Raw genomic sequence first — 26628 nt, 5'->3', positions numbered from 1 at the left:
GATAATATCTTTTAAGTCAGTACGTCTTCGGTAACGGAGACGTTTTTTGAAAAAGATTTTATCGTTACAGATAAAATATGAAGTGGGAGGGCAAATCACTGCCCAATTGACCACATCACGGACTTAAGGAGGTGTGTCTCGTGGCTAAAAAGGTAATTAAAATGGTAAAACTTCAAATTCCTGCAGGTAAAGCTAACCCAGCTCCACCAGTTGGTCCAGCATTAGGACAAGCGGGTGTTAACATCATGGGCTTCTGTAAAGAGTTCAACGCTCGTACAGCAGATCAAGCTGGTCTTATCATTCCTGTTGAAATTACGGTATTCGAAGACCGTTCATTCACTTTCATTACTAAAACTCCTCCTGCTGCTGTTCTTCTTAAGAAAGTAGCTGGTATCGAGTCTGGTTCTGGTGAACCAAACCGTAATAAAGTGGCAACTGTTAAGCGTGATAAAGTACGCGAAATCGCTGAAACTAAAATGCCTGACCTAAACGCTGCTAGCGTAGAAGCTGCAATGCGTATGGTTGAAGGTACTGCACGCAGTATGGGTATCGTTATCGAAGACTAATTCGATTTGTTTTTTTTGTAAAAAAGGTTGCGGGTCTGGAATTCCAATTCGCAACCTTTATTATCGTAAATGAGTATCGTTTTTAAATAAATGGATGGGCGCACATCCTCGGGGTTTCCCGGAATGAAGGCGTAAACGTGGGAGGTTATTCCGCTAAAACCACATTCAAGGAGGAAATAAACATGGCTAAAAGAGGTAAAAAGTACGTAGAAGCTGCAAAGCTTGTTGATCGTGCAACTGCTTACTCTGCAACAGAAGCAGTAGAATTAGTAAAGAAAACAAACACAGCTAAATTTGATGCAACTGTAGAAGCTGCATTTCGTTTAGGTGTTGACCCTAAGAAAGCTGACCAACAAATTCGTGGTGCAGTTGTTCTTCCACACGGTACTGGTAAAGTACAACGTGTATTAGTATTCGCTAAAGGCGAAAAAGCAAAAGAAGCTGAAGCTGCTGGCGCTGACTTCGTGGGCGATGCTGATTACATCGGTAAAATCCAACAAGGTTGGTTCGATTTCGATGTAGTAGTAGCAACTCCTGACATGATGGGTGAAGTTGGTAAATTAGGTCGCGTATTAGGACCTAAAGGTTTAATGCCAAACCCTAAAACTGGAACAGTTACTTTCGATGTAACAAAAGCTGTTAACGAAATCAAAGCTGGTAAAGTTGAATACCGCGTTGATAAAGCTGGTAACATCCACGTTCCAATCGGTAAAGTATCTTTCGAAGATGCTAAACTAGTAGAAAACTTCAAAACAATTGCTGATACGCTATTAAAAGCTAAACCAGCTGCTGCAAAAGGTACTTACATGAAGAACGTAACTGTTGCCTCTACAATGGGACCTGGCGTACGTGTAGACGTTTCTACAATCGCGTAAAAATTGGAAGTTGACTTCATAAAGAAGTTTTAATATAATCATTTATGTTGTGAATTTAAATAGTGTACCGTAGACAGTAGGTGCCAATATGGCTTAATTTCCTACCTAGGTGTTAATATACGAAGCGGAATTTTTTTCTGTGACTATATGCCTCCATGTCTACAATTGGGCATGGAGGTTTTTTAGTGCACTTTCGGTACATCTTCTATATAATCTACAGGAGGTGTAATAACATGAGCAAAGCAATCGAAACTAAACAACAAGTTGTGACTGAAATCGCTGATAAACTTCGCGAAAGTAAATCTACAATCGTTGTTGACTACCGTGGTTTAACGGTATCTGAAGCAACTGAATTACGTAAAAACTTACGTGAGGCTGGCGTTGAGTTCAAAGTTTACAAAAACTCTTTAACTCGTCGTGCTGCAGAATCTGTTGAAATGGCTGAGTTGAACGAATTCTTAACAGGACCAAACGCAATCGCGTTCAGTAACGAGGATGTAGTTGCTCCTGCGAAAGTATTAAACGACTTCGCTAAAGATCATGAAGCTTTAGAAATTAAAGCGGGCGTAATCGAAGGTAAACTTGTAACACTTGATGAGGTTAAAGCTATCGCTACTCTTCCATCACGTGAAGGCTTACTTTCTATGCTTCTTAGCGTTCTTCAAGCTCCAATCCGTAACCTTGCACTTGCTACTAAAGCAGTTGCAGATCAAAAGGAAGAGCAAGGCGCTTAATTTTTTAAAAGATAATTACGTGTTATCGATAAAACAATACAAACCTATTTAAGGGAGGATATTTACAATGACTAAAGAACAAATCATTGAAGCAGTTAAATCTATGACTGTATTAGAACTTAACGACTTAGTAAAAGCTATCGAGGAAGAATTCGGCGTAACTGCTGCTGCTCCTGTAGCTGTTGTTGGTGGCGCTGGTGAAGCTGCTGCTGAGAAAACTGAATTTGATGTTGAACTAGCTAGCGCTGGTGGACAAAAAATCAAAGTTATCAAAGTTGTTCGTGAAATCACTGGTCTTGGCTTAAAAGAAGCTAAAGAATTAGTTGACAACACTCCAAAAGTAATCAAAGAAGGCGCTTCTAAAGAAGAAGCTGAAGAAATCAAAGCTAAACTTGAAGAAGTTGGCGCTGCTGTAGAAGTTAAGTAATTAACTTTTGAGGCTTTAAAAAAGCTCGCTCTCATGCGAGCTTTTTTTTTAACTGTAAAGAAAAGAGGTGGCCATATGGCAGACCATTATTTTTCTAACGACCCTTCGAGCAAAAGTGATCGTAAACGATGGGAATATACATTGCGAGGATCTCGATTTGTTTTTTTATCTGACCATGGGGTGTTTTCGAAAAACGAGGTAGACTTTGGTTCTCGTCTTTTAATTGAATCGTTTCAAATGCCAGATGTTAAAGGTGATATATTAGATGTTGGGTGTGGATACGGACCAATCGGGTTGTCGTTAGCGAAAGAGTTTCAAGGGTGTAGTGTTCATATGGTGGATGTGAATGAAAGGGCGCTTGGGCTTGCAAAGGAAAATGCCGCTAATAATAAAATAGATAACGTTCGTATTTTTCAAAGTAGCGTCTATGAAAATGTAGATGGCAAGTATGCTGCTATTCTATCTAATCCTCCAATTCGTGCTGGTAAACATATCGTGCATGAAATTTTAGAAAAAGCTGTGGATCATCTAGTGCCGGGTGGGGAGCTTTGGATTGTTATTCAGAAGAAGCAAGGTGCACCATCAGCGCTTAAAAAACTAGAAGAATCATTTTCTGAAGTTGAGGTTGTAGAAAAGAAAAAAGGATATTATATCATAAAATCAAAAAAACGTTGACGGTTATTTTTGGCTATGTTAACATTATACAATGCCAATATATGATTTTCTGCGTTGAGAAAGATGTATATTTTTGTTTCTCTTGGAAAAGATAGTAAAATCAGCAGATTATGAAACAGAATGATGGTTTTCTTATAGAAGCCATTTTTCTTTTTTGAGCAGGTAGAAAGACTCAACGTATCTATCTTTGAGAGAAAAAGCTACGCTACTAGCGTTAGCTGTATTTATTTGTGATTTTGCACAAATTTTTTTGTGCATTTATAATACTCATGATTTGAGGGGTGAAGCAGTTGACAGGTCAACTAGTTCAATACGGACGCCACCGCCAACGAAGAAGTTATGCCCGTATTAGTGAAGTATTAGAGTTACCAAATCTTATCGAAATTCAAACCTCTTCTTATCAGTGGTTTCTTGATGAGGGTTTGCGAGAAATGTTCCAAGACATTTCTCCGATTGAAGACTTTACGGGAAATCTATCGCTTGAATTTATCGACTACAGCTTAGGTGAACCTAAATACTCTGTGGAAGAATGTAAAGAGCGTGATGTGACGTATGCAGCACCACTTCGTGTGAAAGTTCGTCTAATCAATAAGGAAACTGGTGAAGTAAAAGAACAAGATGTGTTCATGGGAGATTTCCCACTCATGACAGAGACAGGAACATTCGTAATTAACGGTGCAGAACGTGTTATCGTTTCCCAGTTAGTTCGCTCTCCAAGCGTATACTATAGTGGCAAAGTGGATAAAAACGGAAAACGTGGTTTTACTGCTACTGTAATTCCAAACCGCGGAGCTTGGTTAGAGTATGAAACAGATGCTAAGGATGTTGTCTATGTGCGTATCGACCGTACGCGTAAACTTCCTGTAACTGTTTTGTTACGCGCATTAGGGTTTGGCTCTGATCAAGAAATCACCGAGCTTTTAGGTGATAACGAATACTTAAGCAATACGCTAGAAAAAGACAACACAGATAGTACAGAAAAAGCATTGCTTGAAATTTATGAGCGTCTACGCCCGGGTGAACCACCAACAGTAGAAAATGCGAAAAGCTTGCTTGTTTCTCGCTTCTTTGATCCAAAGCGCTACGATTTAGCAAATGTAGGTCGCTACAAGATCAACAAAAAATTACACATTAAAAACAGATTGTTTAACCAACGCTTAGCTGAAACATTAGTAGATCCAGAAACTGGAGAGATTTTAGCGGCAGAAGGAACAGTCTTAGACCGTCGTACATTAGATCGCATTTTACCTTACTTAGAGAAAAACATTGGATTCAAGACAGCGAAACCAATGGGTGGAGTGGTAGAAGGCGATGTTGAGCTGCAATCTATTAAGATTTATGCTCCAGAGTCAGACGGTGAACGTTCTATCAATGTAATTGGGAATGCAAACATCACTCGTGACGTAAAACACATCACGCCAGGTGATATCCTTGCGTCTATTAGCTACTTCTTTAACTTACTATACAAAGTAGGGGATACAGATGATATTGACCATTTAGGAAATCGTCGTCTGCGTTCTGTAGGAGAGTTATTACAAAACCAATTCCGTATCGGTCTTTCTCGTATGGAACGTGTTGTTCGTGAGAGAATGTCGATTCAAGATACAAATGCAATTACGCCGCAAGCGTTAATTAACATTCGTCCGGTGATTGCATCTATTAAAGAGTTCTTCGGAAGTTCTCAGTTATCTCAGTTCATGGACCAAACAAACCCATTAGCAGAGTTAACGCACAAACGAAGACTATCTGCATTAGGACCTGGTGGTTTAACGCGTGAGCGCGCAGGATTTGAAGTACGTGACGTTCACTATTCTCACTATGGTCGTATGTGTCCAATCGAAACGCCAGAGGGACCAAACATCGGTTTGATCAACTCACTATCTTCGTTCGCGAAAGTAAATGAGTTTGGTTTCATCGAAACACCATACCGTCGTGTTGATCCAGAGACTGGTCGTGTAACGGGCCATGTTGATTACTTAACAGCAGATGAAGAAGATAATTATGTTGTAGCCCAAGCGAATATGAAATTATCTGAAGAAGGGGAATTCCTTGATGAAGATATCGTAGCTCGTTTCCGTGGTGAAAACATTGTTACAAATAGAGAGCGCATCGACTACATGGATGTATCTCCAAAGCAAGTAGTGTCTGCAGCGACAGCTTGTATTCCGTTCTTAGAAAACGATGACTCCAACCGTGCACTTATGGGTGCAAACATGCAACGTCAGGCGGTTCCATTAATGAATCCGGAATCTCCAATTGTAGGTACAGGTATGGAGTACGTATCAGCAAAAGACTCAGGTGCTGCAGTAATCTGTAAACACCCTGGTGTTGTTGAACGCGTAGAAGCACGTGAAGTTTGGGTACGCCGTTATGTAGAAGTTGACGGTCAAAAAGTAAAAGGCGATTTAGATCGCTACAAAATGTTGAAATTCATTCGTTCTAACCAAGGAACTTGTTACAACCAACGCCCAATCGTAAGTGTTGGAGATCAAGTTGTAAAAGGTGAAATCCTTGCGGATGGTCCTTCTATGGAAAAAGGTGAGCTAGCACTTGGACGTAACGTGCTTGTTGGCTTTATGACATGGGACGGTTATAACTACGAGGATGCGATCATTATGAGTGAGCGCCTTGTAAAAGATGATGTGTACACTTCTATCCATATTGAAGAATATGAATCAGAAGCTCGTGATACGAAGCTTGGACCAGAAGAAATTACACGTGATATCCCGAACGTTGGGGAAGATGCACTTCGCAACCTTGACGAGCGCGGTATTATTCGCATCGGTGCTGAAGTAAAAGACGGAGACCTACTTGTTGGTAAAGTAACGCCAAAAGGTGTAACAGAATTAACAGCAGAAGAACGTTTATTACACGCAATCTTCGGTGAGAAAGCGCGTGAAGTACGTGATACATCACTACGTGTACCACACGGTGGTGGCGGTATTATCTTAGACGTAAAAGTATTCAACCGTGAAGATGGCGATGAATTGCCACCAGGTGTGAACCAACTTGTACGTGCATATATCGTTCAAAAACGTAAAATTTCTGAAGGTGACAAGATGGCCGGTCGTCACGGTAACAAAGGTGTTATCTCTCGTATTTTACCGGAAGAAGATATGCCATACTTACCAGACGGTACACCAATCGATATCATGTTGAACCCATTAGGGGTACCATCTCGTATGAATATCGGTCAGGTACTAGAGCTTCATCTTGGTATGGCAGCAAGATACCTTGGTATCCATGTTGCAACACCAGTATTCGATGGTGCTCGTGAGGAAGATGTATGGGGCACAATTGAGGAAGCTGGTATGGCGAATGATGCGAAAACAATCCTGTATGATGGACGTACTGGTGAACCATTCGACAACCGTGTATCTGTTGGTGTCATGTATATGATTAAACTTGCGCACATGGTTGACGATAAACTTCATGCTCGTTCTACTGGACCATACTCACTTGTAACGCAACAACCTCTTGGAGGTAAAGCACAATTCGGTGGACAACGTTTCGGTGAGATGGAGGTTTGGGCACTTGAAGCTTATGGTGCTGCTTATACTCTTCAAGAAATCTTAACTGTGAAGTCGGATGATGTTGTTGGCCGTGTTAAGACGTACGAAGCGATTGTTAAAGGCGAAAATGTTCCAGAACCAGGCGTTCCAGAGTCATTCAAAGTATTGATTAAAGAACTACAAAGCTTAGGTATGGACGTTAAAATGATGTCTAGCGACGATACAGAAATTGAAATGCGTGATACGGAAGATGATGATGATCATCAATCAGCAGACAAATTAAGTATCGAAGTTGAGACAACTAAGGAATAATTGGGATAACCTGTAGACTAAAAGGGAGGTAGGCCCCTTGATAGATGTAAATAACTTTGAATATATGAAGATTGGACTTGCTTCGCCTGACAAGATTCGTTCTTGGTCATACGGTGAAGTTAAGAAACCAGAAACAATTAACTATCGTACGTTAAAGCCTGAAAAAGATGGCTTGTTCTGTGAGCGTATTTTCGGACCACAAAAGGACTGGGAATGTCATTGCGGAAAATATAAACGTGTACGTTATAAAGGTGTAGTTTGTGATCGATGTGGCGTTGAAGTAACGCGTGCGAAAGTACGTCGTGAACGTATGGGTCATATCGAATTAGCTGCTCCTGTATCTCATATTTGGTATTTCAAAGGTATCCCGAGCCGCATGGGACTTGTCTTAGACATGTCCCCTCGCGCGCTTGAAGAAGTAATTTATTTCGCTTCTTATGTTGTAACAGAAAGTGGAGATACACCACTTGATAAGAAGCAATTGCTTTCTGAAAAAGAATACCGTGCATATCGTGACCGATATGGCAGCACATTCCAAGCTGCTATGGGCGCAGAAGCGATTAAGAAGCTATTACAAGACATCGATTTAGATAAAGAAGTAGACTTCTTAAAAGAAGAATTAAAAACAGCACAAGGACAACGTCGTACTCGTGCTATTAAACGTCTAGAGGTATTAGAAGCATTCCGTAACTCTGGAAATGAGCCATCTTGGATGATCTTAGATGTTCTTCCAGTTATTCCACCAGAACTACGCCCAATGGTACAGTTGGATGGTGGACGTTTTGCGACTTCTGACTTAAACGATTTATATCGTCGTGTAATTAACCGTAACAACCGTTTAAAACGTCTATTGGACTTAGGTGCACCAAGTATCATCGTTCAAAACGAAAAACGTATGTTACAAGAAGCTGTAGACGCATTAATCGATAATGGTCGTCGTGGCCGTCCAGTTACTGGACCGGGTAACCGTCCGTTAAAATCACTATCTCACATGCTAAAAGGTAAACAAGGACGTTTCCGTCAAAACTTATTAGGTAAACGTGTTGACTACTCTGGTCGTTCCGTTATCGTTGTAGGACCGAACTTAAAAATGTACCAATGTGGATTACCAAAAGAGATGGCACTTGAATTGTTCAAACCTTTCGTTATGAAAGATTTAGTGGAAAAAGGATTAGCACACAACATTAAGAGTGCGAAACGTAAAATCGAGCGTGTACAACCTGAAGTTTGGGATGTTTTAGAATCTGTAATTAAAGAACACCCAGTACTTCTAAACCGCGCTCCAACGCTTCACCGTCTTGGTATCCAAGCGTTCGAACCTACATTAGTAGAAGGACGCGCAATCCGTCTTCATCCACTTGTATGTACTGCATACAACGCGGACTTTGATGGTGACCAAATGGCGGTTCACGTTCCGTTATCATCAGAAGCGCAAGCAGAAGCTCGTCTTCTTATGTTAGCAGCACAAAACATCTTGAACCCGAAAGATGGAAAACCAGTTGTTACACCATCTCAGGATATGGTATTAGGTAACTATTACTTAACACTTGAGCGTGAGGGCGCAATTGGTGAAGGTATGGTGTTCAAAGATGCAAATGAAGCATTGCTTGCATATCAAAATGGATATGTACATCTTCATACTCGTGTCGCTGTTGCTGCAAATTCAGTGAACAACAACGAAACATTTACTGAAGAGCAAAAAGGTAAGCTTCTATTAACAACAGTTGGTAAATTAATATTTAACGAAATCTTACCGAAGTCGTTCCCATATATTAACGAACCAACAAATTCAAACCTTGAAAAAGAAACACCAGCGAAATACTTCGTTGAAAAAGGTGCGAACATTAAAGAAATTATTGCTAGTCGCGAAGAAGTGGCACCATTTAGCAAGAAAATCCTTGGTAACATCATTGCGGAAGTGTTTAAACGTTTCCAAATTACAGAAACGTCTCGCATGCTTGACCGTATGAAGAACTTAGGATTCAAATATTCTACAAAAGCTGGTATTACAGTTGGGGTAGCAGATATTCTTGTATTAGGTGAAAAGGATGAGATTCTCCACGAAGCACAAGCAAAAGTAGATAAAGTAATTAAACAATTCCGTCGCGGTTTAATCACGGAAGAAGAACGTTACGATCGCGTTATCTCTATTTGGAGTAATGCAAAAGATGTTATCCAAGGAAAACTGATGAAATCCTTGAATAAACGCAACCCAATCTTCATGATGAGTGACTCTGGTGCCCGTGGTAACGCATCGAACTTCACTCAGCTTGCTGGTATGCGTGGTCTGATGGCCAACCCATCTGGTCGTATCATTGAACTTCCAATCAAGTCAAGTTTCCGTGAAGGTTTAACAGTACTTGAATACTTCATCTCTACGCATGGTGCGCGTAAAGGTCTTGCTGATACAGCGCTTAAGACAGCCGATTCTGGTTACTTAACACGTCGTCTTGTAGACGTTGCACAAGATGTTATCGTTCGTGAAGACGATTGTGGAACAGATCGTGGCTTATTAATCGGTGCGATTAAAGAGGGTAATGAAGTAATCGAGTCATTATATGATCGTCTTGTAGGACGTTTTGCAAGAAAGACTGTAAAACACCCTGAAACAGGTGAAGTATTAGTTCGTGAAAATGAATTAATTACGGAAGATATCGCTCATGTCGTTGAAAACTCAGGTGTGGAAACAGTACACATCCGTTCAGCGTTCACATGTAACACGCGCCACGGCGTATGTAAGAAATGTTACGGTCGTAACTTAGCTACTGGTACAGACGTAGAAGTAGGGGAAGCGGTAGGAATTATCGCAGCTCAATCTATCGGTGAGCCAGGTACACAGTTAACGATGCGTACGTTCCATACAGGTGGGGTTGCCGGAGACGATATTACGCAAGGTTTACCTCGTATCCAAGAGATCTTCGAAGCTCGTAATCCGAAAGGTCAGGCAGTTATCAGTGAAATCGACGGTGTTATCGCGGCGATTAACGATGTTAAAGATCGCCAAGAGGTAGTTGTACAGAATGAGGTTGAAACTCGTACTTACGCAATTCCTTACGGTGCTCGTCTGAAAGTAGTTCCAGGACAGTCAATTGGTCACGGAAAAGAGTTAACAGAAGGTTCTATTGATCCGAAAGAATTACTAAAAGTAACGGACATTACAGCAGTTCAAGAATACTTACTACGTGAAGTTCAAAAAGTATACCGTATGCAAGGGGTAGAAATTGGCGACAAACACGTAGAGGTAATGGTTCGCCAAATGCTTCGTAAAGTTCGTGTAATTGATGCTGGTGAAACAGATGTATTACCAGGAACATTATTGGATATCCATCAGTTTACTGATGCGAATGCAAAAGTGTTGTTAACAGGTAAACAACCTGCAACAGCAAGACCAGTACTTCTTGGTATTACAAAAGCTTCACTTGAAACAGATTCATTCTTATCTGCAGCGTCGTTCCAAGAAACAACTCGCGTTCTAACAGATGCAGCAATTAAAGGCAAACGCGATGAACTTCTAGGATTGAAAGAAAATGTTATTATCGGTAAACTTGTTCCAGCTGGAACAGGTATGAATCGTTATCGCAAAGTGGATCTTGTTAAAACAGCGCAAGATGACATGAATGTGGAAAACGATGAAGTTTACGTGGAACAGTAAAATTTTCCGTCGTAAAATTTGTATAAAAACAGATAATCCTAGTTGACATTGTGCGAGTCAAAATGTTACTATAAGCAAGGTTGCTCCTGAACGATGCTTTGGAGGATATGTATATGTCTTATCAAAAAGTATCAAATGCTGAAAATGTGGTCGTTGGTCATAAACGAACATTGGAAGCAATCAAAAATGGTACAGTTAAAGAAGTTGTCATTGCAGAAGATGCTGACATGCGCTTAACCCATGTTATCACTCGCACTGCTTTGCAACATAACGTGCCCATAACCAAAGTTGAGTCGATTCGTAAGCTTGGAAAAGTTTCGGGGATTCAAGTGGGAGCTTCAGCAATAGGAATAATAAGTTAAAACTGTTTTTGTGAGGAGAGAGCACCTGCTCTCCCTTGCAAAAACTTTGTTTTCAACTAATAATGAACCACCTGGATATGTGGTCATACAAACATGCGAAGGGAGGATAACTCAAATGCCTACTATTAACCAATTAGTGAGAAAAGGTCGTACTGATAAAGTATGGAAATCTAAATCACCTGCGTTAAACAAAGGTTTCAACTCTTTAAAGAAAAAATCAACTGATATCTCTGCACCTCAAAAACGTGGTGTATGTACTCGTGTTGGTACAATGACTCCAAAGAAACCAAACTCAGCTTTACGTAAATATGCTCGTGTACGTTTAACAAATGGTATCGAGGTAACTGCATACATCCCAGGTATCGGTCATAACTTACAAGAACACAGCGTAGTATTAATTCGCGGTGGTCGTGTAAAAGACTTACCAGGGGTACGTTACCACATCGTTCGTGGTGCGCTTGACACAGCTGGTGTTGACAAGCGTATGCAAGGCCGTTCTAAATACGGTACTAAAAAACCAAAAGCAGCTAAGAAATAATAAAACTGAACTGAAAGGAGGAACTCAATATGCCTCGTAAAGGACCTGTTGCGAAACGTGACGTGTTACCAGATCCAATGTACAATTCTAAACTAGTAACACGCCTAATCAACAAAATGATGGTTGACGGTAAAAAAGGTAAATCTCAAACAATTCTTTATAATGCGTTCGATATCGTTAGCGAACGTACTGGTAAAGAACCAATGGAAGTATTCGAGCAAGCTCTTAAGAACATCATGCCTGTTCTTGAAGTACGCGCTCGTCGTGTTGGTGGTGCTAACTACCAAGTTCCAGTTGAGGTTCGTCCAGAACGCCGTACAACTTTAGGTCTTCGTTGGTTAGTAAACTATGCTCGTCTTCGTGGTGAAAAAACTATGGAAGAGCGTCTTGCTAACGAAATCTTAGATGCAGCTAACAACGCTGGTGCATCTGTTAAGAAACGCGAAGACACTCATAAAATGGCAGAAGCTAACAAAGCATTTGCTCATTACCGTTGGTAGGATTCAACGTAAAATAAATGTAAGCATAAACCGCTTTATTTGTCGCTTATGGAAGTGTGGAGAGGGAGAATGCCTCTCCCTTTCAATGGGCGCTCGTTTTACATAATGAGGGTACTGGACATACTGACATATGTAACAAAATAAAGTGGCTTTTTTGCTACTTAAAATAAAAAATCCAATCCATATATGGAAGGAGCAAGACACCAAATGGCAAGAGAGTTCTCTTTAGAAAACACTCGTAATATTGGTATCATGGCTCACATCGATGCTGGTAAAACAACAGCAACTGAGCGTATCTTGTACTACACAGGGCGTATTCATAAAATCGGTGAAACTCACGAAGGTGCATCACAGATGGACTGGATGGAGCAAGAGCAAGAGCGTGGTATCACAATTACTTCTGCTGCAACTACAGCACAATGGAAAGGTCACCGTGTAAACATCATTGACACTCCAGGACACGTAGACTTCACAGTAGAAGTAGAACGTTCTCTACGCGTACTTGATGGCGCGGTAGCAGTACTTGACGCACAATCTGGTGTAGAACCACAAACAGAAACTGTTTGGCGTCAGGCTACTACTTACGGCGTACCTCGTATCGTATTCGTTAATAAAATGGATAAAATCGGTGCAGACTTCTTATACTCTGTAGGAACAATCCACGATCGTTTACAAGCAAACGCACATCCAATTCAGTTACCAATCGGTGCTGAAGATGAGTTCAATGGTATCATTGACCTTGTTGAAGAATGTGCTTACATGTACGGTAACGATTTAGGAACAGATATTCAACGTATCGAAATTCCTGAAGAGCATAAAGAACTAGCTGAAGAATACCGTGGAAAACTTATTGAAGCGGTAGCTGAGCTTGATGAAGAAATGATGATGAAGTACCTAGAAGGTGAAGAAATCACTGTAGAAGAGCTTAAAGCTGGTATCCGTAAGGCTACAACTTCTGTAGAATTCTTCCCAGTAATCTGTGGTTCTGCATTCAAAAACAAAGGTGTTCAAATTCTGTTAGATGCAGTTATCGACTACCTACCATCTCCATTAGATGTACCTGCTATTAAAGGTACTCTTCCGGATACAGATGAAGAAGTAGAACGTAAGTCTAGCGATGAAGAGCCATTCTCAGCTCTAGCATTCAAAATCATGACTGACCCTTATGTTGGTAAGTTAACGTTCTTCCGTGTGTACTCTGGTGTGTTAAACTCTGGATCATACGTGAAAAACTCAACTAAAGGTAAGCGTGAGCGTGTAGGACGTATCCTACAAATGCACGCTAACAGCCGTGAAGAGATCTCAACAGTTTACGCTGGTGATATCGCTGCTGCTGTAGGTTTAAAAGATACTACTACTGGTGATACTCTTTGTGACGAGAAGAGCCTTGTTATCCTTGAGTCTATGGAATTCCCAGAGCCAGTTATCTCTGTAGCTATCGAGCCAAAATCTAAAGCTGACCAAGATAAAATGGGTACAGCATTATCTAAGCTTTCTGAAGAAGATCCAACATTCCGTGCTCACACTGACCAAGAAACTGGCCAAACAATCATCGCTGGTATGGGTGAACTTCACCTTGATATCATCGTTGACCGTATGCGCCGTGAATTCAAAGTAGAAGCAAATGTTGGTGCACCTCAGGTAGCATACCGTGAAACTTTCCGCTCTGCTGCGAAAGTTGAAGGTAAGTTCGCACGTCAATCTGGTGGTCGTGGACAATTCGGTCACGTTTGGATTGAGTTCGAGCCTAACGAAGAAGGTAAAGGATTCGAATTCGAAAACAAGATCGTCGGTGGTGTAGTTCCACGTGAATACATCCCAGCTGTAGGAGCAGGTCTTGAAGATGCGCTTAAAAATGGTGTACTTGCTGGATACCCAGTAGTAGACATTAAAGCTGCATTAGTTGACGGATCTTACCATGATGTTGACTCCTCTGAGATGGCGTTCAAAATCGCTGCATCTATGGCACTTAAAGCTGCGGTTTCTAAATGTAACCCAGTAATTCTTGAGCCGATGATGAAAGTTGAAGTTGTAATTCCTGAAGAGTACATGGGTGACATTATGGGTGACGTAACATCTCGTCGTGGACGTGTAGAAGGTATGGAAGCTCGCGGTAACGCACAAGTTGTTCGCGCTATGGTTCCACTTTCTGAAATGTTCGGTTATGCAACGTCATTACGTTCTAACACGCAAGGACGCGGAACATTCTCTATGGTATTTGACCATTATGAAGAAGTACCAAAGTCTGTTTCTGAAGAAATTATCAAAAAAAATAAAGGTGAATAATTGATTTTTATCGATTGTTCAAGTATAACTACTTATGTAAGCTTAGAAAGTGGGACTTAAGTTTCACTTTCTAGTCTAAATATAAAATAACCTATATAACTTAAGGAGGAATTTAGAATGGCTAAAGCTAAATTCGAACGTTCTAAACCCCATGTTAACATCGGTACTATCGGCCACGTTGACCATGGTAAAACTACATTAACTGCTGCGATCACTACAGTTCTTGCAAAAGCTGGTGGTGCTGAAGCACGCGGATACGATCAAATCGATGCTGCTCCAGAAGAAAGAGAGCGCGGTATCACAATCTCAACTGCACACGTTGAGTACGAAACTGAAACTCGTCACTATGCACACGTTGACTGCCCAGGTCACGCTGACTATGTTAAAAACATGATCACTGGTGCTGCTCAAATGGACGGTGGTATCTTAGTAGTATCTGCTGCTGATGGCCCAATGCCTCAAACTCGTGAGCACATCCTTCTTTCTCGTCAAGTAGGTGTACCTTACATCGTTGTATTCTTAAACAAATGCGACATGGTAGACGACGAAGAATTATTAGAATTAGTAGAAATGGAAGTTCGCGATCTATTATCTGAATACGACTTCCCAGGCGATGATATCCCTGTAGTTAAAGGTTCTGCTCTTAAAGCTCTTGAAGGAGAAGCTGAGTGGGAAGAAAAAATCATCGAATTAATGGCTGAAGTTGATTCTTACATCCCAACTCCAGAACGTGACACTGACAAACCATTCTTAATGCCGATCGAGGACGTATTCTCTATCACAGGTCGTGGTACAGTTGCTACTGGTCGTGTAGAGCGTGGAGTAGTTAAAGTTGGTGACGTAGTAGAAATCATCGGTCTTGCTGAAGAGAACGCTTCTACAACTGTAACAGGTGTTGAAATGTTCCGTAAGCTTCTTGACCAAGCTCAAGCTGGTGACAATATCGGTGCTCTACTTCGTGGGGTTTCTCGTGAAGACATCCAACGTGGACAAGTTCTTGCTAAAACTGGCTCTGTAAAAGCTCACGCTAAATTCAAAGCTGAAGTTTACGTTTTATCTAAAGAAGAAGGTGGACGTCACACTCCATTCTTCGCTAACTACCGTCCACAATTCTACTTCCGTACAACTGACGTAACTGGAATCATCCAATTACCAGAAGGTACTGAAATGGTAATGCCTGGCGACAACATCGAAATGACTGTTGAACTTATCGCTCCAATCGCAGTTGAAGAGGGAACTAAGTTCTCTATCCGTGAAGGCGGACGTACTGTAGGTGCTGGTGTAGTTGCTACAATCATCGCTGAGTAATCTTTAAATAGATTATTAAAAACTCAAGGGGTCTTCCCTTGAGTTTTTTGTTTTATAAAAATTGATATTTTATATTTTTGAACGAGTTTCTTCTATAATATATAAATCTGCAAAACAAAACATCCATAAACTGTAAAATCAATTACTACAGATGAAAACTTGAAATTCTTTAAAGTGCCATGTATAATAGCAAAAGTAGAGAAAAGCAGATGCAAACAAAAAGATGCTTGCATCTAGACGAATAACATTGTATAATAGACAATGTTGGTCTTTGACTGCGATGAAGTGGAAGGTTGCTGACACACCCGGCCGCTTTGCCATGGCATGGTGTGAGGAAATTTCCATGGAGAAGGTCTATTTAAGAAATAGGCGAACGAAGGAGGGAAAATAATGGCAAAAGAAAAAATTCGTATCCGTTTAAAAGCTTACGATCACCGTATTCTTGATCAGTCAGCTGAGAAAATTGTAGAAACAGCTAAGCGTTCTGGGGCAACAGTTTCTGGTCCGATCCCATTACCAACTGAAAAAACTGTTTACACAATTCTTCGTGCTGTTCATAAGTACAAAGATTCTCGTGAGCAATTCGAAATGCGCACGCACAAACGTCTAATCGACATCGTGAGCCCTACTCCGCAAACAGTAGACTCATTAATGCGTTTAGATTTACCATCTGGTGTAGATATCGAAATCAAACTATAATTCATATAACTTAAAAAATGTAGGAGGTGTAACTCATGACCAAAGGAATCTTAGGAAGAAAGATCGGTATGACTCAAGTATTTGCTGAAAACGGTGAGCTAATCCCTGTAACAGTAATCGCTGCGACTCCAAACGTTGTTCTTCAAAAGAAAACAACTGAAACTGATGGCTACAATGCAATTCAGTTAGGGTTCGACGACAAACGTGAAAAATTAGCTAACAAACCTGAACAAGGTCACGTTGCTAAAGCATCTACTGCTCCTAAGCGCTTCATTCGCGAAATCCGCGATGCAGACGTGGACGGACTAGAGGTTGGTCAAGAGGTAAAAGTTGAAGTTTTCACTGCAGGTGAAATCGTAGACGTAACAGGAATTTCTAAAGGTAAAGGTTTCCAAGGTGCTATTAAACGCCACGGACAATCTCGCGGACCTATGTCTCACGGTTCTCGTTATCACCGTCGTCCTGGTTCAATGGGCCCAGTTGCTCCGAACCGTGTATTCAAAGGCAAAAAACTTGCTGGACGTATGGGTGGAGACCAAGTTACGGTTCAAAACTTAGAAATCGTTCAAGTTGACGCTGAGCGCAACTTATTATTAGTAAAAGGTAACGTTCCAGGTGCTAAGAAATCTCTTGTAGTTGTTCAAGGCGCTGTGAAGGCTAGCAAATAATTCACAATAGGAAGGAGGAATTCCAATGCCAAAAGTTACTGTATATAACCAAACTGGTTCACAGGTTGGTGAAATCGAATTAGCTGAAGCTATTTTCGGTATCGAACCAAATGAAGCTGTACTTTTTGAAGCTGTAATGATGCAACGTGCATCTTTACGTCAAGGTACACACAAAGTAAAAAATCGCTCTGAAGTGCGCGGTGGAGGTCGTAAACCATGGCGTCAAAAAGGAACTGGACGTGCTCGTCAAGGTTCTATCCGCTCTCCTCAATGGCGTGGTGGTGGTACGGTATTCGGACCTACACCAAGAAGCTATGCTTACAAACTTCCTAAGAAAGTTCGTCGCTTAGCAATCAAATCTGCATTAGCTACTAAAGTAGTTGAGAACAACGTTGTAGTTCTTGAAGACCTAGTGTTAAATGCACCAAAAACAAAAGACATGGTAGCAGTACTTAAAGGATTAGCTGTTGAGAAGAAAGCTCTTATCGTAACTGCTGATGCAAACGAGTCTGTAGAGTTATCTGCTCGCAACATTCCTGGAGTAACAGTAATCACTGCTGATGGCGTAAACGTTTTAGACGTGCTTCATCATGATAAGCTAATCATGACAAAAGCGGCAGTGGAAAAAGTAGAGGAGGTGCTTGCATAATGAGAGATCCTCGTGATATCATTAAGCGCCCAGTTATCACTGAACGTTCTATGGAAATGATGGCTGAAAAAAAATACACGTTCGATGTGGACGTTAAATCTAATAAAACAGAAGTTAAAGATGCTGTAGAAGCGATCTTTGATGTTAAAGTAGAGAAAGTAAACATCATGAACTACAAGCCGAAAGCAAAACGCGTTGGTCGTCACGCTGGTTTTACTAGCCGTCGTCGTAAAGCGATCGTTAAGCTAACTGCTGACAGCAAAGAAATCGAAATCTTCCAAGGTGTTTAATTCTTACTAAAGAAGGAGGGAAATTGAGATGGCAATTAAAAAGTATAATCCAACTACTAATGGTCGTCGTAACATGACTACGAATGATTTCGCTGAAATTACGACTGACAGACCGGAAAAGTCTTTACTTGCACCTTTAAGCAAAAAGGCTGGTCGTAATAACCAAGGTAAAATCACTGTACGTCACCAAGGTGGCGGACATAAGCGTCAATACCGTATCATCGACTTTAAACGTAACAAAGATGGAATTCCAGGACGCGTTGCTACGATCGAATACGATCCAAACCGCTCTGCGAATATCGCATTAATTAACTACGTTGACGGTGAAAAACGTTACATTCTTGCTCCTAAAAACTTAGAAGTAGGTATGGAAATTATGTCTGGCGCTGATGCTGACATTAAAATCGGTAACGCATTACCATTAATCAACATTCCAGTAGGTACTGTTGTTCATAACATCGAACTTAAACCAGGTCGTGGTGGACAATTAGTTCGTTCTGCTGGTACATCTGCTCAAGTACTTGGTAAAGAAGGTAAATACGTACTTGTACGTTTAACTTCTGGTGAAGTTCGCTTAGTATTATCTGCTTGTCGTGCTACTGTAGGTCAAGTTGGTAACGAATCACACGAACTTATCAAGATTGGTAAAGCAGGTCGTTCTCGTTGGTTAGGTAAGCGCCCAACAGTTCGTGGTTCTGTAATGAACCCAGTTGATCACCCACACGGTGGTGGTGAAGGTCGTTCACCAATCGGACGTAAGTCTCCAATGTCTCCATGGGGTAAACCAACTCTTGGATTCAAGACTCGTAAGAAAAACAAAGCGTCTGATAAATTCATCGTTCGTCGTCGTAAAAAATAATGGGGTTGTAGTACGGTTCACTTCTGGAACCGTACGGCAATCACGAAGGGAGGCACCAAAATGGCTCGTAGCTTAAAAAAAGGACCATTTGTCGATGATCACTTAATGAGTAAAGTTGCAAAGTTAAACGAAACTGAGCAAAAGCAAGTTGTTAAAACTTGGTCTCGTCGTTCAACAATCTTCCCTCAGTTCATCGGTCACACAATCGCTGTATATGACGGTCGTAAACACGTACCTGTATACATCACTGAGGACATGGTTGGCCACAAGTTAGGTGAATTCGCACCAACTCGTACGTATAAAGGTCATGATGCTGACGATAAGAAAACTAGAAGATAATGAGAGGAGGCACTTCAATGCAAGCTAAAGCAGTAGCGAGAACAGTTCGTATTGCTCCTCGTAAAGTTCGCCTAGTAGTAGACTTAATCCGAGGTAAGCAAGTGGGTGAAGCGATCGCTATCCTTAACCACACGCCAAAAACTGCTTCTCCAGTTGTAGAGAAAGTTTTAAAATCTGCAATCGCAAACGCAGAGCATAACTACGAAATGGATGTAAACAACTTAGTTGTAGAGAAAGTTTTCGTTGACGAAGGTCCAACGTTAAAACGTTTCCGTCCACGTGCAATGGGTCGTGCAAGCCAAATTAACAAACGCACAAGCCACATCACAGTTGTGGTATCAGAAAAGAAGGAGGGATAATCGATGGGTCAAAAGGTTAATCCAGTCGGTCTTCGTGTCGGTGTTATTCGTGATTGGGAATCTCGCTGGTTCGCTGAGAAAGATTACGCTACACTTCTTCATGAAGACATCAAAATTCGTGAATACATCACAGCTCGCTTAAAAGATTCTTCTGTTTCTAAAGTAGAAATCGAGCGTGCAGCAAATCGTGTAAATGTTACAATTCACACTGCAAAACCTGGTATGGTAATTGGTAAAGGTGGTACAGAAGTTGAAGCACTTCGTAAAGCTCTTAACCAATTAACAGGCAAGCGTGTACACATCAACATCTTAGAAGTTAAGAGAGCTGATCTTGACGCTAAATTAGTAGCGGAAAATATCGCTCGTCAATTAGAAAACCGTGTATCTTTCCGTCGTGCACAAAAGCAAGTTATTCAACGTGCTATGCGCGCAGGTGCTAAAGGTATTAAAACACAGGTTTCTGGTCGTCTTGGCGGAGCAGATATCGCTCGTGCAGAATCTTACAGTGAAGGAACTGTTCCACTTCATACACTTCGCGCTGATATTGACTATGCAACAGCTGAAGCTGATACAACATACGGTAAATTAGGCGTAAAAGTATGGATCTACCGTGGAGAAGTCCTTCCTACAAAAAAGAAAGCTTCTGAGGAAGGAGGAAAATAATATGTTAATGCCTAAACGCGTAAAATATCGTAGAGAGCATCGTGGTAAAATGCGTGGTCGTGCAAAAGGTGGTACTGAAGTTGCTTTTGGCGAATTCGGTCTTCAAGCACAAGATGCTTCATGGATCACTAACCGTCAAATCGAAGCAGCTCGTCGTGCAATGACTCGTTACATGAAACGTGGCGGTAAAGTTTGGATTAAAATTTTCCCTTCTAAACCTTACACTGCAAAACCTCTAGAAGTACGTATGGGTTCCGGTAAAGGGGCACCAGAAGGCTGGGTAGCAGTAGTAAAACCTGGGAAAGTTATGTTTGAAATCGCGGGTGTATCTGAAGAGGTAGCACGCGAAGCATTACGTCTTGCAGCTCACAAGTTACCTGTGAAATGTAAATTCGTAAAACGTGAAGAAAATGGTGGTGAATCTAATGAAAACTAATGATATTCGTGAATTAACCACTGCCGAAATCGAAACAAAAGTTAAAGCGTTAAAGGAAGAGTTGTTTAACCTTCGCTTCCAGCTTGCTACAGGACAATTAGAGAATCCAACACGCATCCGTGAAGTGCGTAAAGCGATCGCTCGTATGAAAACTGTAGTTCGTGAAAGAGAGATCGGAATTAATCGATAAATTGAGGGGAGGTTTGCAAAGTGAGCGAACGTAACCAACGCAAAGTTTATACTGGTCGTGTTGTATCTGACAAAATGGACAAAACGATTACAGTTTTAGTTGAAACTTACAAAACTCATTCCTTGTACGGAAAGCGCGTTAAGTATTCTAAGAAGTACAAAGCGCATGATGAGCAAAACCAAGCAAAAGTTGGCGATATCGTAAAAATCATGGAAACTCGCCCGCTTTCTGCTACTAAGCGTTTCCGTTTAGTTGAAATCGTTGAAGAAGCGGTTATTATCTAAATAGACGAATCGGAATTTTAAGTCCGAAGGGAGGTTTCATAACATGATCCAACAAGAATCTCGTTTGAAAGTTGCTGACAACTCTGGTGCACGTGAACTTTTAACAATTAAGGTATTAGGCGGCTCTGGTCGTAAATATGCTAACATCGGTGATATTATCGTTGCTACGGTAAAACAAGCAACACCAGGTGGCGTTGTTAAAAAAGGTGACGTTGTTAAAGCAGTAGTAGTACGTACGAAGAGCGGTGCTCGTCGTCCAGATGGTTCTTACATCCGTTTTGATGAAAACGCAGCTGTTATCATTAAAGATGACAAGAGCCCACGCGGTACTCGTATCTTCGGACCAGTAGCTCGTGAACTACGTGATAGCAACTTCATGAAGATCGTTTCTTTAGCTCCAGAAGTTCTATAATTTAAGGTATTGCCTTGCTAAGGAGGTGCAGAATTAAGATGCATGTAAAAAAAGGTGATAAAGTACAGGTAATCACTGGTAAAGACAAAGGAAAACAAGGTGTTATCCTAGTTGCTTTCCCAAAACAAAACCGTGTTATCGTTGAGGGTGTTAACATCGTTAAGAAGCACTCTAAGCCATCTCAATTAAATCCACAAGGTGGAATTATCACGAAAGAAGCACCTATCCACGTTTCTAATGTTATGCCATTAGATCCGAAAACTGGTGAACCTACTCGTGTAGGCTACAAAGTGGAAGATGGTAAAAAAGTTCGTATTGCAAAAAAATCTGGTGAATTATTAGATAAATAATTTTCTTAAGAAAGGAGGTCACTTCATTGAATCGCCTTAAAGAGAAGTTCCAAAAGGAAATTACTCCTGCTCTAATGAGCAAGTTTAACTATAAATCTGTAATGCAAGTACCGAAGATCGAAAAGATCGTTATCAACACTGGTGTTGGTGATGCGGTAGCAAACTCTAAAGCATTAGACAATGCTGTAGAAGAATTAACTCAAATCGCAGGTCAAAAACCTGTAATCACTCGTGCTAAGAAATCTATCGCTGGTTTCCGTCTACGTGAAGGTATGCCAATCGGAGCGAAAGTTACTTTACGCGGTGAGCAAATGTATGAGTTCTTCGACAAATTAGTATCTGTTTCTTTACCACGTGTACGTGATTTCCGTGGTGTATCTAAGAAATCTTTCGATGGTCGTGGTAACTATACATTAGGTGTTAAAGAGCAACTTATCTTCCCTGAGATTGATTATGATAAAGTAAGCAAAGTCCGCGGTATGGACATCGTAATCGTTACTACAGCGAACACTGATGAAGAAGCTCGTGAACTTTTAACACAATTCGGTATGCCATTCCAAAAATAATGGAAGCCAACGCTAAGTAGAGGAGGCGAAAACGTGGCTAAAAAATCTATGATTGCGAAACAAAAGCGTACTCCTAAGTTTAAAGTACAAGAGTATACACGTTGCGAGCGCTGCGGTCGTCCGCATTCTGTATACCGCAAATTTAAACTTTGCCGTATTTGTTTCCGTGAACTTGCATATAAAGGTCAAATTCCTGGTGTTAAAAAAGCTAGTTGGTAAAACCCACAAATGGGAAGGAGGTAAAACACATGGTGATGACAGATCCAATTGCAGATATGCTTACTCGCATCCGTAATGCGAACATGGTACGTCATGAGAAATTAGAGGTTCCTGCTTCTAAAATCAAAAAAGAGATCGCTGAACTTTTAAAACGTGAAGGTTTCATTCGTGATGTAGAATACATCGAGGATAACAAACAAGGTATCCTTCGTATTTTCCTGAAATATGGTGCAAACAATGAACGTGTAATCACTGGATTAAAACGTATCAGTAAGCCTGGCTTACGCGTTTACGCAAAAGCTGACGAAGTACCACGTGTACTTAACGGATTAGGTATCGCTCTTGTTTCTACATCTAAGGGAGTAATGACGGACAAAGACGCTCGTCAATTACAAACTGGTGGAGAAGTAGTAGCATACGTTTGGTAATTAATATTGAAACGAACGGAGGTGTGACAACATGTCTCGTATTGGTAAAAAGATTCTTGAAATCCCTGCAGGTGTTACTATCACAGTAGCAGAAAACAATACTGTAACAGTAAAAGGACCTAAAGGTGAATTAACTCGTACATTCAATGCTGATATGTCTATCAAAATTGAAGAAAACATCCTAACAGTAGAGCGTCCATCTGAACAGAAGGAACACCGTGCATTACACGGTACAACTCGTGCTTTACTAGGTAACATGGTTGAAGGTGTAACTACAGGTTTCGCTCGCGGACTTGAATTAATCGGGGTTGGTTACCGTGCTCAAAAACAAGGTAACAAACTTGTATTAAACGTAGGTTACTCTCATCCAGTTGAAATGACTCCTGAAGCGGGTCTTGAAGTTGAAGTTCCTGCTCCAACTAAGATCGTGATTAAAGGTATCGATAAGCAACGTGTTGGCGAATTCGCTGCTAACGTTCGTGCTGTACGTGCTCCAGAACCTTACAAAGGTAAAGGAATTCGTTACGAAGGTGAAGTTGTTCGTCGTAAAGAAGGTAAAACTGCTAAGTAAGCCCGTTAGGTGAAAGAAAGGAGTGACAAGAATGATCACTAAAGCTGATAAAAATGCGACTCGTAAGAAAAGACATGCACGTGTACGTGCTAAACTTACTGGTACTGCAGAGCGTCCACGTTTAAACGTGTTCCGTTCTAACCAACACATTTACGCTCAAGTTATTGATGATGTGAATGGTGTAACATTAGTAAGTGCATCTACTCTTGATAAAGACCTTGCTCTTAACGGTACAGGCAACACTGAAGCTGCTACGAAAGTTGGCGAATTAGTTGCTAAGCGTGCTGTAGAGAAGGGTGTTAAAGAAGTAGTATTTGATCGCGGTGGTTACTTATACCATGGCCGTGTTAAAGCTCTAGCTGAAGCTGCTCGTGAGGCTGGATTACAATTTTAATGGTCAAAGGAGGGAAAATTGATGCGTCGCATTGACCCAAGTAAATTAGAACTTGAAGAACGTGTAGTTACGATAAACCGTGTTGCGAAAGTTGTTAAGGGTGGTCGTCGTTTCCGCTTTGCTGCACTAGTTGTAGTTGGTGATAAAAACGGTCATGTTGGATTCGGTACTGGTAAAGCTCAAGAGGTACCAGATGCTATTCGCAAAGCTATCGAAGATGCTAAGAAAAACTTAATCGAAGTACCATTAGTTGGTACATCAATTCCACACGAAATCATCGGACATTTCGGAGCTGGTGAAGTATTCCTAAAACCTGCTGCTGAAGGTACTGGAGTAATCGCTGGTGGACCAGTTCGTGCGGTTCTTGAATTAGCTGGTGTACAAGATATTCTTTCGAAATCTCTTGGTTCTAACACACCAATTAACATGATTCGCGCTACTGTGAACGGATTAAGCGAACTTAAGCGTGCTGAAGATGTTGCAAAATTACGCGGTAAATCTGTAGAAGAGCTACTAGGTTAAGAAGGAGGGAAAACAAATGGCGAAAAAGTTAGAAATTACCCTCACTCGTAGTGTAATTGGTCGTCCGCAAGATCAACGTGCGACTGTAGAAGCTTTAGGTCTTAAAAAGTTGAATTCAACTGTAGTTAAGGAAGAAACTCCTGCTATTCTTGGTATGATCAACAAAGTTTCTCACCTTGTAACTGTAAAAGAAGCTTAAGGATAACTCATTAATATAAGGAGGTGCCTGGGAATGAAACTTCATGAATTAAAACCTGCAGAAGGTTCTCGTAAAGTACGTAACCGTGTCGGTCGCGGTATCGGTTCTGGTAACGGTAAAACTGCTGGTAAAGGTCATAAAGGACAAAACGCTCGTTCTGGCGGTGGTGTTCGTCTTGGCTTCGAAGGTGGTCAAACTCCATTATTCCGTCGTTTACCAAAACGCGGCTTCACAAACATTAACCGCAAAGAGTTTGCTATTGTAAACTTAGCGACGTTAAACCGTTTTGAAGATGGTACAGAAGTAACACCTGAATTATTGCTGGAAACTGGCGTTATCAGCAAGTTAAACGATGGTGTTAAAGTTCTTGCAAGCGGAGCAGTTGAGAAAAAACTAACTGTTAAAGCGCACAAGTTCTCTTCAAGTGCTAAAGAAGCAATTGAAGCAGCTGGCGGAACAGTTGAGGTGATCTAATGTTTCGTACAATCTCCAACTTTATGCGCGTTGCTGAGATAAGACGTAAAATATTATTCACTTTAGCGATGTTAATCGTATTCAGGATTGGCACGTTTATCCCAGTGCCATTTACAAATGGAGACGTACTGAAAGCACAAGATCAGTTAAATGCATTAGGAATCCTAAATACATTTGGCGGTGGCGCTTTGAAAAACTTCTCCATCTTCGCGATGGGAATCATGCCGTATATTACAGCATCCATCATCGTGCAATTATTGCAGATGGATGTTGTTCCTAAATTTTCGGAATGGGCGAAGCAAGGCGAAATGGGCCGTCGTAAATTAACACAATTCACGCGTTACTTTACAATTGTTCTTGCGTTTATTCAGGGGTTTGGTATGTCAATCGGTTTTAACGGTATGGTAGGTGGGCAGTTAATTTTGAATCCAGGTTGGAGCACTTATTTATACATTGCTACGGTACTGACTGCTGGTACTGCATTTTTAATGTGGTTAGGTGAACAGATTACAGCAAAAGGTGTAGGGAATGGTATTTCCATCCTTATCTTTGCTGGTATTGCCGCAGCGATCCCAAGTGTAATATCTCAAGTGTATCAACAACAGTTTCAAAATGTCGGAGATCAACTGTTCATGAGTATCGTTAAAGTTGTATTGATTTTACTAGCTGTGCTAGCAGTTGTTGTTGGAGTTATCTTCATTCAGCAAGCTGTTAGAAAGATCCCAATTCAATATGCGAAGCGTGTAACAGGAGGAAATGGTAGTTATGCTGGAGCACAAAACACACATTTACCGCTTAAGGTAAATAGTGCGGGTGTTATTCCAGTAATTTTTGCTGTTTCATTCTTAATTACACCTCCAACTATTGCACAGTTCTTCCCGAAACATGATGTATCGCAGTGGATTATCCAAAACTTTAACTATTCTCACCCAGTGGGAATGATAATATATGTAGCGCTCATCGTAGCCTTCACATATTTCTATGCATTTGTTCAGGTTAATCCAGAGCAAATGTCAGAGAACTTAAACAAGCAAGGTGGATATGTTCCAGGTATTCGTCCGGGTAAGAATACAGAACAATATCTAACAAAAATCTTGTATCGTTTGACCTTTGTAGGATCTATTTTCCTAGCAGCGATTGCAGTTCTACCAGTTATCTTTACGAAACTGGGGAATCTTCCTCCATCTGCTCAGATCGGTGGAACGAGTATGTTAATCGTTGTCGGCGTTGCTTTAGAAACAATGAAGCAGCTAGAAAGCCAACTGGTAAAACGCCATTACAAAGGGTTTATCAAGCAGTGAGTAAGTGGG

General features: G+C 41.0%; 34 protein-coding genes and 1 other annotated feature. All 34 genes read left to right on the top strand.

What is annotated here, in order from left to right; all coding sequences use genetic code 11:
* The first annotated feature begins 140 nt into the window (after positions 1-140).
* Positions 141-566 (top strand): 50S ribosomal protein L11, encoded by a 426-nt coding sequence (gene rplK / locus AC1M36_RS25655; RefSeq protein ID WP_001085872.1) that lies wholly within the window; start codon positions 141-143, stop codon positions 564-566.
* Between the two features lie 182 nt (positions 567-748).
* The gene (gene rplA, locus AC1M36_RS25650; RefSeq protein WP_336453921.1) at positions 749-1441 is read left to right on the top strand and encodes a 50S ribosomal protein L1; all 693 of its coding nucleotides are present in this window, start codon (positions 749-751) and stop codon (positions 1439-1441) included.
* A 49-nt stretch (positions 1442-1490) separates the two neighbouring features.
* Positions 1491-1634 (top strand) — a sequence feature (ribosomal protein L10 leader region).
* A 40-nt stretch (positions 1635-1674) separates the two neighbouring features.
* Complete coding sequence (rplJ, locus tag AC1M36_RS25645) at positions 1675-2175, top strand: 50S ribosomal protein L10 (protein WP_017150118.1); 501 nt, start codon at positions 1675-1677, stop codon at positions 2173-2175.
* 67 nt (positions 2176-2242) lie between these two features.
* Positions 2243-2602, top strand: a complete 360-nt coding sequence (gene rplL / locus AC1M36_RS25640; protein WP_336453922.1) for a 50S ribosomal protein L7/L12 — start codon at positions 2243-2245, stop codon at positions 2600-2602.
* A gap of 75 nt (positions 2603-2677) precedes the next feature.
* Positions 2678-3277 (top strand): class I SAM-dependent methyltransferase, encoded by a 600-nt coding sequence (locus tag AC1M36_RS25635; RefSeq protein ID WP_336453923.1) that lies wholly within the window; start codon positions 2678-2680, stop codon positions 3275-3277.
* 290 nt (positions 3278-3567) lie between these two features.
* A complete protein-coding gene (gene rpoB / locus AC1M36_RS25630; protein ID WP_336453924.1) occupies positions 3568-7101 on the top strand; it encodes a DNA-directed RNA polymerase subunit beta in 3534 nt (1177 codons plus the stop codon).
* 37 nt (positions 7102-7138) lie between these two features.
* Positions 7139-10753, top strand: a complete 3615-nt coding sequence (gene rpoC / locus AC1M36_RS25625) for a DNA-directed RNA polymerase subunit beta' (RefSeq protein ID WP_479846326.1) — start codon at positions 7139-7141, stop codon at positions 10751-10753.
* A gap of 113 nt (positions 10754-10866) precedes the next feature.
* A complete protein-coding gene (locus tag AC1M36_RS25620) occupies positions 10867-11115 on the top strand; it encodes a ribosomal L7Ae/L30e/S12e/Gadd45 family protein (protein WP_336453926.1) in 249 nt (82 codons plus the stop codon).
* A 115-nt stretch (positions 11116-11230) separates the two neighbouring features.
* Entirely contained in the window at positions 11231-11653 is a 423-nt protein-coding gene (gene rpsL / locus AC1M36_RS25615; protein WP_011983241.1) for a 30S ribosomal protein S12, read from the top strand.
* Positions 11654-11682: 29 nt separating this feature from the next.
* Entirely contained in the window at positions 11683-12153 is a 471-nt protein-coding gene (rpsG, locus tag AC1M36_RS25610; protein ID WP_001137493.1) for a 30S ribosomal protein S7, read from the top strand.
* Between the two features lie 207 nt (positions 12154-12360).
* Entirely contained in the window at positions 12361-14439 is a 2079-nt protein-coding gene (fusA, locus tag AC1M36_RS25605) for an elongation factor G (protein ID WP_336453927.1), read from the top strand.
* Between the two features lie 117 nt (positions 14440-14556).
* Positions 14557-15747: an elongation factor Tu gene (gene tuf / locus AC1M36_RS25600; protein WP_336453928.1), complete on the top strand. Its 1191-nt coding sequence runs from the start codon at positions 14557-14559 to the stop codon at positions 15745-15747.
* A 390-nt stretch (positions 15748-16137) separates the two neighbouring features.
* On the top strand, positions 16138-16446 hold the full coding sequence (rpsJ, locus tag AC1M36_RS25595) for a 30S ribosomal protein S10 (RefSeq protein ID WP_001040596.1): 309 nt from the start codon (positions 16138-16140) through the stop codon (positions 16444-16446).
* A gap of 35 nt (positions 16447-16481) precedes the next feature.
* Positions 16482-17114: a 50S ribosomal protein L3 gene (rplC, locus tag AC1M36_RS25590; RefSeq protein WP_336453929.1), complete on the top strand. Its 633-nt coding sequence runs from the start codon at positions 16482-16484 to the stop codon at positions 17112-17114.
* A 25-nt stretch (positions 17115-17139) separates the two neighbouring features.
* Positions 17140-17763 (top strand): 50S ribosomal protein L4, encoded by a 624-nt coding sequence (gene rplD, locus AC1M36_RS25585; protein ID WP_336453930.1) that lies wholly within the window; start codon positions 17140-17142, stop codon positions 17761-17763.
* Positions 17763-18053, top strand: coding sequence for a 50S ribosomal protein L23 (gene rplW, locus AC1M36_RS25580; RefSeq protein ID WP_174102825.1), 291 nt, complete (start codon positions 17763-17765; stop codon positions 18051-18053). The genes rplD and rplW overlap by 1 nt, the downstream gene beginning before the upstream one ends.
* A gap of 28 nt (positions 18054-18081) precedes the next feature.
* Entirely contained in the window at positions 18082-18912 is an 831-nt protein-coding gene (gene rplB, locus AC1M36_RS25575; protein ID WP_026593168.1) for a 50S ribosomal protein L2, read from the top strand.
* A 60-nt stretch (positions 18913-18972) separates the two neighbouring features.
* Positions 18973-19251, top strand: a complete 279-nt coding sequence (gene rpsS / locus AC1M36_RS25570; RefSeq protein ID WP_336453931.1) for a 30S ribosomal protein S19 — start codon at positions 18973-18975, stop codon at positions 19249-19251.
* A 17-nt stretch (positions 19252-19268) separates the two neighbouring features.
* Complete coding sequence (rplV, locus tag AC1M36_RS25565; protein ID WP_011983250.1) at positions 19269-19610, top strand: 50S ribosomal protein L22; 342 nt, start codon at positions 19269-19271, stop codon at positions 19608-19610.
* 3 nt (positions 19611-19613) lie between these two features.
* Positions 19614-20273, top strand: a complete 660-nt coding sequence (gene rpsC / locus AC1M36_RS25560) for a 30S ribosomal protein S3 (RefSeq protein ID WP_336453932.1) — start codon at positions 19614-19616, stop codon at positions 20271-20273.
* Position 20274: 1 nt separating this feature from the next.
* On the top strand, positions 20275-20709 hold the full coding sequence (gene rplP / locus AC1M36_RS25555; RefSeq protein ID WP_336453933.1) for a 50S ribosomal protein L16: 435 nt from the start codon (positions 20275-20277) through the stop codon (positions 20707-20709).
* Positions 20699-20899 (top strand): 50S ribosomal protein L29, encoded by a 201-nt coding sequence (gene rpmC, locus AC1M36_RS25550; protein WP_000855718.1) that lies wholly within the window; start codon positions 20699-20701, stop codon positions 20897-20899. Before rplP ends, rpmC begins: the two co-directional genes overlap by 11 nt.
* Before the next feature lie 20 nt (positions 20900-20919).
* Complete coding sequence (gene rpsQ, locus AC1M36_RS25545) at positions 20920-21183, top strand: 30S ribosomal protein S17 (RefSeq protein WP_011983253.1); 264 nt, start codon at positions 20920-20922, stop codon at positions 21181-21183.
* 43 nt (positions 21184-21226) lie between these two features.
* Complete coding sequence (gene rplN, locus AC1M36_RS25540) at positions 21227-21595, top strand: 50S ribosomal protein L14 (protein WP_011983254.1); 369 nt, start codon at positions 21227-21229, stop codon at positions 21593-21595.
* A gap of 38 nt (positions 21596-21633) precedes the next feature.
* Positions 21634-21945 carry a 50S ribosomal protein L24 gene (rplX, locus tag AC1M36_RS25535; RefSeq protein ID WP_026593170.1) on the top strand — a complete coding sequence of 104 codons (312 nt, stop codon included), beginning with the start codon at positions 21634-21636 and terminating at the stop codon, positions 21943-21945.
* A gap of 26 nt (positions 21946-21971) precedes the next feature.
* Positions 21972-22511 carry a 50S ribosomal protein L5 gene (rplE, locus tag AC1M36_RS25530; protein ID WP_017150134.1) on the top strand — a complete coding sequence of 180 codons (540 nt, stop codon included), beginning with the start codon at positions 21972-21974 and terminating at the stop codon, positions 22509-22511.
* Positions 22512-22544: 33 nt separating this feature from the next.
* A complete protein-coding gene (gene rpsN / locus AC1M36_RS25525; RefSeq protein WP_001085700.1) occupies positions 22545-22730 on the top strand; it encodes a 30S ribosomal protein S14 in 186 nt (61 codons plus the stop codon).
* A 29-nt stretch (positions 22731-22759) separates the two neighbouring features.
* Positions 22760-23158: a 30S ribosomal protein S8 gene (rpsH, locus tag AC1M36_RS25520; protein WP_000245511.1), complete on the top strand. Its 399-nt coding sequence runs from the start codon at positions 22760-22762 to the stop codon at positions 23156-23158.
* Positions 23159-23189: 31 nt separating this feature from the next.
* A complete protein-coding gene (gene rplF, locus AC1M36_RS25515) occupies positions 23190-23729 on the top strand; it encodes a 50S ribosomal protein L6 (protein WP_336453934.1) in 540 nt (179 codons plus the stop codon).
* A gap of 31 nt (positions 23730-23760) precedes the next feature.
* Positions 23761-24123: a 50S ribosomal protein L18 gene (gene rplR, locus AC1M36_RS25510; RefSeq protein ID WP_017150136.1), complete on the top strand. Its 363-nt coding sequence runs from the start codon at positions 23761-23763 to the stop codon at positions 24121-24123.
* A gap of 21 nt (positions 24124-24144) precedes the next feature.
* A complete protein-coding gene (rpsE, locus tag AC1M36_RS25505) occupies positions 24145-24645 on the top strand; it encodes a 30S ribosomal protein S5 (protein WP_017150137.1) in 501 nt (166 codons plus the stop codon).
* A gap of 16 nt (positions 24646-24661) precedes the next feature.
* Entirely contained in the window at positions 24662-24844 is a 183-nt protein-coding gene (rpmD, locus tag AC1M36_RS25500; protein WP_001085234.1) for a 50S ribosomal protein L30, read from the top strand.
* Positions 24845-24877: 33 nt separating this feature from the next.
* Entirely contained in the window at positions 24878-25318 is a 441-nt protein-coding gene (gene rplO / locus AC1M36_RS25495; protein WP_017150138.1) for a 50S ribosomal protein L15, read from the top strand.
* Positions 25318-26619 carry a preprotein translocase subunit SecY gene (gene secY / locus AC1M36_RS25490; RefSeq protein ID WP_336453935.1) on the top strand — a complete coding sequence of 434 codons (1302 nt, stop codon included), beginning with the start codon at positions 25318-25320 and terminating at the stop codon, positions 26617-26619. Before rplO ends, secY begins: the two co-directional genes overlap by 1 nt.
* Positions 26620-26628 lie beyond the last annotated feature (9 nt).

This window comes from Bacillus sp. Medicinal_06 (genome assembly GCF_056711665.1).
Note: the sequence above shows the minus strand (reverse complement) of the source record. Positions and strands in the feature narration are given on the sequence as shown.

Excerpts from the sequence above, each read along its gene's own strand:
- AC1M36_RS25620 (WP_336453926.1), top strand. The coding sequence starts at position 10,867 with ATGTCTTATCAAAAAGTATCAAATGCTGAAAATGTGGTCGTTGGTCAT.
- rplA (WP_336453921.1), top strand. The coding sequence starts at position 749 with ATGGCTAAAAGAGGTAAAAAGTACGTAGAAGCTGCAAAGCTTGTTGAT.
- rplC (WP_336453929.1), top strand. The coding sequence starts at position 16,482 with ATGACCAAAGGAATCTTAGGAAGAAAGATCGGTATGACTCAAGTATTT.
- rplN (WP_011983254.1), top strand. The coding sequence starts at position 21,227 with ATGATCCAACAAGAATCTCGTTTGAAAGTTGCTGACAACTCTGGTGCA.
- tuf (WP_336453928.1), top strand. The coding sequence starts at position 14,557 with ATGGCTAAAGCTAAATTCGAACGTTCTAAACCCCATGTTAACATCGGT.
- rpsC (WP_336453932.1), top strand. The coding sequence starts at position 19,614 with ATGGGTCAAAAGGTTAATCCAGTCGGTCTTCGTGTCGGTGTTATTCGT.
- rpsS (WP_336453931.1), top strand. The coding sequence starts at position 18,973 with ATGGCTCGTAGCTTAAAAAAAGGACCATTTGTCGATGATCACTTAATG.
- rplP (WP_336453933.1), top strand. The coding sequence starts at position 20,275 with ATGTTAATGCCTAAACGCGTAAAATATCGTAGAGAGCATCGTGGTAAA.
- secY (WP_336453935.1), top strand. The coding sequence starts at position 25,318 with ATGTTTCGTACAATCTCCAACTTTATGCGCGTTGCTGAGATAAGACGT.
- rplF (WP_336453934.1), top strand. The coding sequence starts at position 23,190 with ATGTCTCGTATTGGTAAAAAGATTCTTGAAATCCCTGCAGGTGTTACT.
- rplW (WP_174102825.1), top strand. The coding sequence starts at position 17,763 with ATGAGAGATCCTCGTGATATCATTAAGCGCCCAGTTATCACTGAACGT.
- rpsH (WP_000245511.1), top strand. The coding sequence starts at position 22,760 with ATGGTGATGACAGATCCAATTGCAGATATGCTTACTCGCATCCGTAAT.
- rplX (WP_026593170.1), top strand. The coding sequence starts at position 21,634 with ATGCATGTAAAAAAAGGTGATAAAGTACAGGTAATCACTGGTAAAGAC.
- rpsE (WP_017150137.1), top strand. The coding sequence starts at position 24,145 with ATGCGTCGCATTGACCCAAGTAAATTAGAACTTGAAGAACGTGTAGTT.
- rpmD (WP_001085234.1), top strand. The coding sequence starts at position 24,662 with ATGGCGAAAAAGTTAGAAATTACCCTCACTCGTAGTGTAATTGGTCGT.
- rplR (WP_017150136.1), top strand. The coding sequence starts at position 23,761 with ATGATCACTAAAGCTGATAAAAATGCGACTCGTAAGAAAAGACATGCA.
- rplV (WP_011983250.1), top strand. The coding sequence starts at position 19,269 with ATGCAAGCTAAAGCAGTAGCGAGAACAGTTCGTATTGCTCCTCGTAAA.
- fusA (WP_336453927.1), top strand. The coding sequence starts at position 12,361 with ATGGCAAGAGAGTTCTCTTTAGAAAACACTCGTAATATTGGTATCATG.
- rpmC (WP_000855718.1), top strand. The coding sequence starts at position 20,699 with ATGAAAACTAATGATATTCGTGAATTAACCACTGCCGAAATCGAAACA.
- AC1M36_RS25635 (WP_336453923.1), top strand. The coding sequence starts at position 2,678 with ATGGCAGACCATTATTTTTCTAACGACCCTTCGAGCAAAAGTGATCGT.
- rpsG (WP_001137493.1), top strand. The coding sequence starts at position 11,683 with ATGCCTCGTAAAGGACCTGTTGCGAAACGTGACGTGTTACCAGATCCA.
- rpsJ (WP_001040596.1), top strand. The coding sequence starts at position 16,138 with ATGGCAAAAGAAAAAATTCGTATCCGTTTAAAAGCTTACGATCACCGT.
- rplJ (WP_017150118.1), top strand. The coding sequence starts at position 1,675 with ATGAGCAAAGCAATCGAAACTAAACAACAAGTTGTGACTGAAATCGCT.
- rplB (WP_026593168.1), top strand. The coding sequence starts at position 18,082 with ATGGCAATTAAAAAGTATAATCCAACTACTAATGGTCGTCGTAACATG.
- rplL (WP_336453922.1), top strand. The coding sequence starts at position 2,243 with ATGACTAAAGAACAAATCATTGAAGCAGTTAAATCTATGACTGTATTA.
- rplD (WP_336453930.1), top strand. The coding sequence starts at position 17,140 with ATGCCAAAAGTTACTGTATATAACCAAACTGGTTCACAGGTTGGTGAA.
- rplO (WP_017150138.1), top strand. The coding sequence starts at position 24,878 with ATGAAACTTCATGAATTAAAACCTGCAGAAGGTTCTCGTAAAGTACGT.
- rpsL (WP_011983241.1), top strand. The coding sequence starts at position 11,231 with ATGCCTACTATTAACCAATTAGTGAGAAAAGGTCGTACTGATAAAGTA.